Origin of the sequence: Vibrio sp. 10N.237.312.B06 (assembly GCF_041464685.1) — a bacterium.
GTDB lineage: Bacteria > Pseudomonadota > Gammaproteobacteria > Enterobacterales > Vibrionaceae > Vibrio > Vibrio tasmaniensis_A.
Map to the genome: position 1 here is coordinate 1 of NZ_JBFSPI010000131.1, position 7,730 is coordinate 7,730.

Sequence of the window (7,730 nt, forward strand, 5' to 3'; positions counted from 1 at the left end):
CTTGTTTGGCATGGATAAGTAAGCCTCGAGGCGAAAACTGCATTATATCAGTAGAAGCCTCGTGATTATTGTGCTGCTCCGAAATACGAGCGATGCAACAACGCCCCGAACAAGCGTTTTACGCTCATCATCACCTCATGTATCCTGATTCAGTGTTGTGATCCATGCCAAGGTGCACCCAAATCTTTCTTTTGACTTAATCATTGTTGAAATGATTAAGGCTGTTCCCCCGCTTTGTTTTAACAACTGTTCATTAAGGTGTAACTTTATGGACATTACTCACAATCATCTAATAACTGTTCAGTTAGTCTTTATAATTTAAAGTGAACATGTACACTTGTGTATCAATATCTTTAAGTTCACTTTTAGGCCATTTTATGAAAATTGGTTATGCTCGTGTTAGCACCCAAGACCAAACGCTCGATGTTCAACTTGAACAACTTAAACGTCTTGGTTGTGAAAAAATTTACCAAGAGCAAGCGAGCGGTAAATCTTCTGATAGAAAACAGCTTAACCTGTTGCTGGATTTTGCAAGGGAGGGAGATGTTATTCATGTTACCAAAGTCGACCGCATTGCTCGAAATACCATTGATGCTTTGCAAATTGCCGATCAACTAGCGCAAAAGAAAGCGGGTTTGGTGTTTCATGATTTGGGGGATTTAGATATCAATAGCGATGTAGGTCGAGTTATTTATACGACCATATCGGCGTTTGCTGAAATGGAAAGAAAACGAATATTACAGCGTTGTAATGAAGGCAGAGAGCGTGCTCGCTCTGAAGGAAGGCATCTTGGCCGATTTCCTAATAAGACGCTTCATACACGTATTCAAGAGCTTGCAGGCCAAGGAATGAACAAGCATGCGATCAGTAAAGAGTTAGAGTGCAGTAGGACTACGGTCTATAAGGTTCTAGGAAAAAATATCTCTCTTTAGAATCGCGAACAAAGCTGTTCTTTAAATGAGTAAAGAGCTGACTGACGTTGCTTCGCTCTGTCGGCTTCATACTGACTCTACATGCAAGCATATAGCAGCCAGCACGAACCTATCCCTTGATGAAATAAACAAATTTTCAGAATTTTAATTTAATTATTGTTGCAATGATTAAGAGGCAGAGAGAATGAAAAGAGCAAGAATGAGCCAGGTTCAAAAAGAGGTCTTAAGATGTTTGGCCAAGGCGTTCATTAAAGGAGTAAAAGAAGGTAAGTCAACCGTCATCAACCTGGCCGTCAATCAAGTGCTTGGGAGAGATATTCACCCGAACAACTTCCGAGTTTCATGTAAAGCTCTTGAAGAGTGTGGACTGGTTATGCGCAAAAAAGTGGATCTAGATTGGTACATCAATATAACGCCAAAGGGGTTTGATAAGGTACTCACTTGGCTTGATTAAACGATGCTTCTGAAACTCATTTTTGGACGTGCGACATGAGGTCGTATGCAGCGCTGTCCATCGCGTTAAGAATGGACCATCTGTATCACCAGATGAGCCTAGGAGCCTGAATTAAGTAGCGGCTCTGACAATGTAACGAAGACAAGAAACTATCTTGTCGGGAGCTAAATCGCGAGAGAAGGCTCCTCCTGATAACCACATAAATCGGGTGAGTGCTAGGCAGGTAGTATGGTGAACACACGTGAATCCGTTCAAGGTGCGTTATATTACGAAGCAGCGGAAGTGGTTTATACGCTGTAGCCAAAAGGCACTAAGAGTAGGAAAGAGATTGTCCAATGCTCTTTCGTGATCAACACGCTCTTCGCACCATAGCGGGCACCTAACCTACCATCGCGCTGCATACGGAACATGGTAAGCCTGTATCACTCCCTCTGGGAAAGCCTGTGTGGCCGATAGTGATGCAGGTATAGGAGGTTGGAAAAAGCTAAGGCTGCATTGTAACGATGTAGATACAGACTTGTGTCTGGTCACGAAAGTGAGCCCACTTCCAACTGGTCTCTCGTTGCGAGAGAGTTTGAAGAACTTTATTAAGGAAGAAAAGCAAATGATGATTTCGAATGAGATTAGTGCATCTTCTGACAGTGCACAGTGGCAATCCATTAACTGGAAGGCCGTAGAGGCGAACGTCTTAAAGCTTCAAATGCGTATCGCAAAGGCAACTAGAGACGGTAAACACGGCAAAGCTAAAGCATTGCAGTGGATACTGACTCATTCTCGCTCAGCAGAACTTCTTGCTGTTAAGCGGGTTTCTCAAAATAAAGGCAGTAAACGCCTGGAATAGACGGCGTTGTCTGGAACACAGACGCGCGTCGTATGAAAGCAGTAAATCAACTGAGTCGGAAAGCTTATCAAGCTAAACCACTCAAGCGTATCTACATCCCCAAAAAGAACGGTAAGCTCAGGCCTCTGGGTATTCCATGCATGATTGATAGAGCCCAACAAGCTCTCCATCTTCTAGCATTAGAACCTGTGTCCGAAACGCTTGCCGACCCTAATAGTTATGGTTTTAGACCAAATCGCAGCACGGCTGACGCAATCGGCCAGTGTTTCATCTGTTTGAGTCAGAAACGGTCAGCACAATGGGTTCTTGAAGGGGACATCAAAGCCTGTTTCGACAAAATTGGGCATCAATGGCTGATGGATAATGTTGCTGTTGATAAACGTATGTTGAAGCAATGGCTAAAGTCTGGCTTTGTAGACAAAGGGCTGTTTTACGACACCGACGAAGGCACGCCTCAAGGCGGAATTATATCCCCCACCTTGATGTTGATGACGTTATCGGGTCTCGAACAGCGCATTAAATCTACCGCGCTTAAGAAAGGCGCAAGAGCTAACTTTATTGGATATGCCGACGATTTCGTCGTCACCTGCGCTTCAAAGGAAGTGTTGGAGAACGATATCAAACCACTGATTGCTGACTTCTTAGCGGTACGAGGCTTAACGTTATCCGAAGAGAAAACGCACATTACTCACATCAACGACGGTTTTGACTTCCTTGGGTTCAACCATAGGAAGTACAAAGGAAAACTGCTCATCAAACCGAGCAAGGCCAATACGTTGACGTTCCTAAGTAACTTGCGCGGACTCATCAAAAAGCACGTTACCCTACCGGTGAACGACCTTATCAAACTGATTAACCCAAAGCTTAGAGGGTGGTCGAACTATTATCGCCACTGCGTAGCTAAGCAGGTATTCAGTTATGTCGGTCACAAACTATTTCAAGCGTTATGGCATTGGGCTAAAAGGCGACATCCAACAAAATCTAAAACTTGGATCGCCTTGAAATACTTCATCAACCGAAAAGGCCAATGGCAGTTTCACGGTTGGCAGAAGATAAAGGATATGGATTGCCAGTTTAATCTTTTCCAAATAGCTAAAGTGCCGATAGAAAGACATGTGAAGATCCGAAGCGCAGTGACACCTTTCGACCCTCAATACCAAGAATACTTGGGAAAGAGAAAACACAAAAGGCTAGCTCGTAATTCTTGGATTGAACCTGCTCTCACTGCTTTATAAGTTGCTGGGTATCATTTGATGCCTTTGTAGAGGCTTAAGCCTAGTGCAGTGAAAGTTGCACGCTGGGTTCTTAGGGAGACGGCACTTGGTAACAAGTGTCGTCCACCCGACAGAAATCGTTTTGCGGTCAGAGGCAGAATCTACCCTTCGGATAAGTTTTAGTACTGCAAAATGCAGTACTTACGTCCTTTGTTAAGATGCTGCTCTCGAACGGAAATGAACATTTTCTACCACCTTTAGTTTGTTGCACAACGCTTATTGTATGTGGAAATTATGACTACGCATACACAAATGAGCGTTTGATTTTTGTATTGAAGACCTTTTTTGGATTAGCCCAATCAATTACGTCCTGAATCTGGAAACAAGGGTATTCAGATTCAAAGCGATATCATCAAGCTCCTTGGCATTGTCATTCGCACTGTTAGAAATATCCTTAACCACTAAAGCATCTTGATGTATTTGATGAATATGACCGTTGATTTCTTCTGCAACTTGATGCTGTTGCTCTGCAGCTGTTGCTATCTGTATATTCATTTGACGAATAACGTCAACCGAACTGGAAATTCCATGAAAGCTACTCTGTACTGCCTGAGTGATTTCTACGGTTTGGCTAGAATTATTGAGACTATGACTCATATGTTGAGTGACTTGTTTGGTTTGAACCTGAAGCCTGTTGACTAACTCATCAATCTCCTGAGTAGAATCTGCGGTCCTCTTCGCGAGCGCGCGAACTTCGTCAGCAACTACAGCGAATCCTCGGCCTTGCTCTCCGGCTCTTGCTGCTTCAATAGCGGCATTCAATGCAAGTAGATTAGTTTGGTCGGCAATATCTCTGATTGTGTCGAGAATCATAGTGATTCCATGAGTATCATTTTCTAGGCTCTTTAGTTCGCTTGAAGACTGAGTTAGCGCTTCTGATAGTAGGTGGACACTTTGAACTGCCAGATCAATATGCTGACGACCTTCATCAACCAGTTTTTGACCAACCGTTGCAGAATCCGCTGCGGCAGCACATGAAGTAGATACTTCGTTGGCAGTCGCAACCATTTCATTGAATGCTGTTGATACTTGCTCCAGAGCTTGGCTTTGACGATCCGATGTTTCAGCCATTTTTCCTGCAATTTCGATCGCTTGCTCTGATGAGTTAAGCATTTGTTTACCAGATTCGGTGATTTGAAGAACAATCAGTTTTATTGCATCAAGGAATTGGTTGAAGTAACTAGCCAGTTTTCCAGTTTCATCTTTGGAATCGATAGAGATTGTCTTCGTGAGATCACCTTCACCTGATGCGATTTCTTTAAGACTGTCAGAAACAATTTGTAGCGGTTTAGCAATTGTGTTCGCGAATAGGGCAGCGACAAATATGAACAGGAGAATAAGCCCAGACACAGTATAGACAATGAGCTCCAGAGTCTCATTACGGGAGCTCATCACTTCATCCTGACTAATGATGCCAACGAACTTCCAGCCTAGCACTTTAGATTCATACACATTAGCCATGTAGCTTTGTCCATCCAGTTCAATATTGACCAGGCCAGATTTTGTATTATTAATTGTGCGATAGCTTCCACTAAGTTCATCGATTTGTTTAAAGCTGTTTTCCGGCTTTCCTGCATCGACCAGGATATTGCCTGAATCTTCGATCATCATTAGATAACCGTTTTCACCAAGCTTGATATTTTTGATGATATCCGTGAGAGTTTTTAGTGAAACGTCGATAGCAATAACACCACCTCTTCGACCATTTTTTGAGTCAAATGTCCTTGTGGTACTTAAGATCACAGCATCATCTGGTTCCCAGTAATAGGCCTGTCCACGAACGATATCTGAAGGCGAGGTGCTAGCAGCTTTATAAAATGGACGGCCCCTAGGATCATAGTTTTCAGGGCTTCCCCCTGTAGGCCATTGTATAAATCCACCATCTTCAGTTCCCATGTAGATATAGGCATATTCAGGATGGGTTTTACCCACCTGATCAAATAGTGAGTAAATAGTCCGTTCCACAGACCCATTTTTTTCCGGAGTCATCTCTGCGCTCGGTTTCCCCATGTAGGTAGTTATGCTGTCATCTGCATAGATCAATTGAGGGCTTTTTGCGAGATAGGTGAGGTTTTCTCCAATATCTTTAAAGTAGATTGAAACCGCATTTTCAACCTGGCGTATTTCGTTGTTACTGCTGGATACAAAATTATCCAAGGCGAGGTTCTTTAGAATATTAGCAACTAAAATAGAGACGATAGTAATAGGGATCAGTATGCCGATGACTTGGGCAATCAATAGTTTCTTCTTTATGTTCATGTGGGCACTTCTAGTTATTTTAAGTTAACCAAATTTAACTTAAAGATGGTAATCTAGGCCTAAAATCTAACTGAGATCGTTTGACCTACCTATCAACAGAGCTATTTTTTCAGCGGTTTTTCTGGCTACCATCTTCCGATATAGCCTTTGCTAACTATCTCTTCTTATGGGCTAAACTTAACAAATACGGGATTGTTCTATTGTGGTATGTTGTATTCTGAAAATATCTATTGTTGGAGTGAGTATAAAACTACATTTGAATTATCACTTCAAGAAATAGTCACTTTTACTTAACTATATGTGACGATAAACTCTATTTGCTGACAAAACAGTAACTGGTTATGTAGATGTAATTTTCCAAGGTTTGGCAAAGCGGCACATTTGAAGGTACTGAACTGCTGAAAGCCTCTTGTCAACAGTTCGAATTTTCTAAGCACTGGCATGACGATCTTACTATTGGTGTTATCGAGAAAGGGGCAGAAGGTCTCTATTATCGTGGCAATAATATCGTTATTCCTGAAAACCAGATCGTGACGATAAATCCTGCTGAAGTTCATACTGGTTTTGCTGGTTGTCACACTGGTTGGAAGTATAGAATGTTTTACTTTGAACTAGCGATGGTACAACGCCATTTTGAGCAGTCGGATCAGGATGTTTTGCCCTTTATCAAATCACCGATACTAAACGACCCCGAACTCTTTAGTCTGCTTCGCCAGTTGCACATTGCTATAGAAGAGCCAGCTTTTGATATTACAAAGGAATCCTGACGGTTTGCTTTGAAATACTCTTTGGCAGGCATGGTGATCACGCAAAGCTAACATCGAAAGCGATTCGGGACAGACAGAAGAATGCGGTAATGAGGGGATAGTTGTGCTAATACCGCTTTAGAGTGCGGCTTTTTTGATCAAAGCCATTTAACAAGAAACTTTAAACGTGCTTTTGGTATAACTCCGAAACGTTATGCCACTTCGTCTGTATAGCACTTAACAAAGAGCTCTGACGTAATGAAGTCAGAGCTCATTGTTAAGTGAGGTTTAGCTTACAAGCAGCTACCCTTTAACCACTTTTGGACCTTCAAAACAATCAATGTTTCGTTTTTTTTCCTGATACTTTTTGATTGAAACTAAGCAGGTTTGAGCCGTTGGGTCTTGTCCCCACGAAGAGGTCCCACGGTCAGATGTCGACACATTAGCATTACCGTAGTTACATGCGTCTCCTTCAGGGCTATACCAACCACCCTCCTGACTTGCAACAACACTGTAAAGCATCGCACTCACTTCAGCCCCGTTAGGGTTGGTCGAGAAGAGCTAGTTTTTTCTGCCTATATCCAGCGGTTTTATTGCACGTTCAGCACGATTATTGTCTATCGATAAGTGACCGTCATCAATATAGCGGATGAGCTTCGGCCATTGGCCGAGCGTGTATTTTATCGCTTTACCCAGCGGGCTAGAAGCTATCACTTGTTGAGTCGTCATCCACTCGTACATCTCATCCAGTATCGGCTTAGCATGCCGTTGACGCTCAGCTTTTCGTGTCTCGATAGACGCACCTTTTAAGCGGGATTCTATCCCATAGAGTTTCTGGGTTTTAGACAGCGCTCCTAACTTACCTTTACCTTGAAGCTTCTTAGCGGCTTTGTTGCGTAATTCAATGGAACTAAATCCAGAACCTACGATCTGATCTGCTACGTCCACTATCTCTCGTAGCCTCATGCCTAAACCACGTTACAAAACAACCAACTGGAAGCAATACAACCAATCACTTATTAACCGTGGCTCTTTGACCTTTTGGATTGATGAAGAAGCGATAAGCGGGTGGGCGCAAAGCAAACAGAATAAGCGCGGGAGGCCACGTCGGTTCAGTGATTTAGCCATCACGACAGCACTAATGGTGAAACGAGTTTTTTCTATGCCGCTGAGAGCGCTGCAAGGATTTATCGACTCGATATTTAGGTTAGCCCATGTACCGTT

The 7,730-nt window shown here is 42.9% G+C and carries 6 protein-coding genes and 3 pseudogenes; 6 read left to right on the forward strand and 3 right to left on the reverse strand.

Annotated features, from left to right (window positions below; translation table 11 throughout):
- Positions 1-377: 377 nt before the first annotated feature.
- The 3 genes and pseudogenes from AB6C75_RS22025 to ltrA all read left to right on the forward strand — a co-directional run bounded on the left by AB6C75_RS22025 (position 378) and on the right by ltrA (position 3,462).
- Positions 378-932 carry a recombinase family protein gene (locus AB6C75_RS22025; RefSeq protein ID WP_076678502.1) on the forward strand — a complete coding sequence of 185 codons (555 nt, stop codon included), beginning with the start codon at positions 378-380 and terminating at the stop codon, positions 930-932.
- Positions 933-1,116: 184 nt separating this feature from the next.
- Positions 1,117-1,386 (forward strand): hypothetical protein, encoded by a 270-nt coding sequence (locus tag AB6C75_RS22030; RefSeq protein WP_029223978.1) that lies wholly within the window; start codon positions 1,117-1,119, stop codon positions 1,384-1,386.
- Between the two features lie 604 nt (positions 1,387-1,990).
- Positions 1,991-3,462, forward strand: a pseudogene (ltrA, locus tag AB6C75_RS22035) (group II intron reverse transcriptase/maturase).
- 342 nt (positions 3,463-3,804) lie between these two features.
- Here ltrA and AB6C75_RS22040 read toward each other — a convergent pair.
- Complete coding sequence (locus AB6C75_RS22040) at positions 3,805-5,760, reverse strand: methyl-accepting chemotaxis protein (RefSeq protein WP_372109257.1); 1,956 nt, start codon at positions 5,758-5,760, stop codon at positions 3,805-3,807.
- 398 nt (positions 5,761-6,158) lie between these two features.
- On the opposite strand from AB6C75_RS22040, the gene AB6C75_RS22045 reads away from it, so the two are divergent.
- Both AB6C75_RS22045 and AB6C75_RS22050 read left to right on the forward strand, forming a co-directional pair.
- Positions 6,159-6,527 (forward strand): AraC family ligand binding domain-containing protein, encoded by a 369-nt coding sequence (locus AB6C75_RS22045; RefSeq protein WP_277814463.1) that lies wholly within the window; start codon positions 6,159-6,161, stop codon positions 6,525-6,527.
- A gap of 108 nt (positions 6,528-6,635) precedes the next feature.
- Positions 6,636-6,740, forward strand: a pseudogene (locus AB6C75_RS22050) (AraC family transcriptional regulator); the annotation flags it as partial.
- Between the two features lie 69 nt (positions 6,741-6,809).
- Here AB6C75_RS22050 and AB6C75_RS22055 read toward each other — a convergent pair.
- Positions 6,810-7,037: a hypothetical protein gene (locus AB6C75_RS22055; protein WP_371995614.1), complete on the reverse strand. Its 228-nt coding sequence runs from the start codon at positions 7,035-7,037 to the stop codon at positions 6,810-6,812.
- A gap of 33 nt (positions 7,038-7,070) precedes the next feature.
- Positions 7,071-7,391, reverse strand: a pseudogene (locus AB6C75_RS22060) (transposase); the annotation flags it as partial.
- A 79-nt stretch (positions 7,392-7,470) separates the two neighbouring features.
- Between AB6C75_RS22060 and AB6C75_RS22065 the strand changes: the two are divergent.
- Positions 7,471-7,730: transposase (locus tag AB6C75_RS22065; protein WP_372109259.1), on the forward strand; the 260-nt coding region annotated here is incomplete at its 3' end.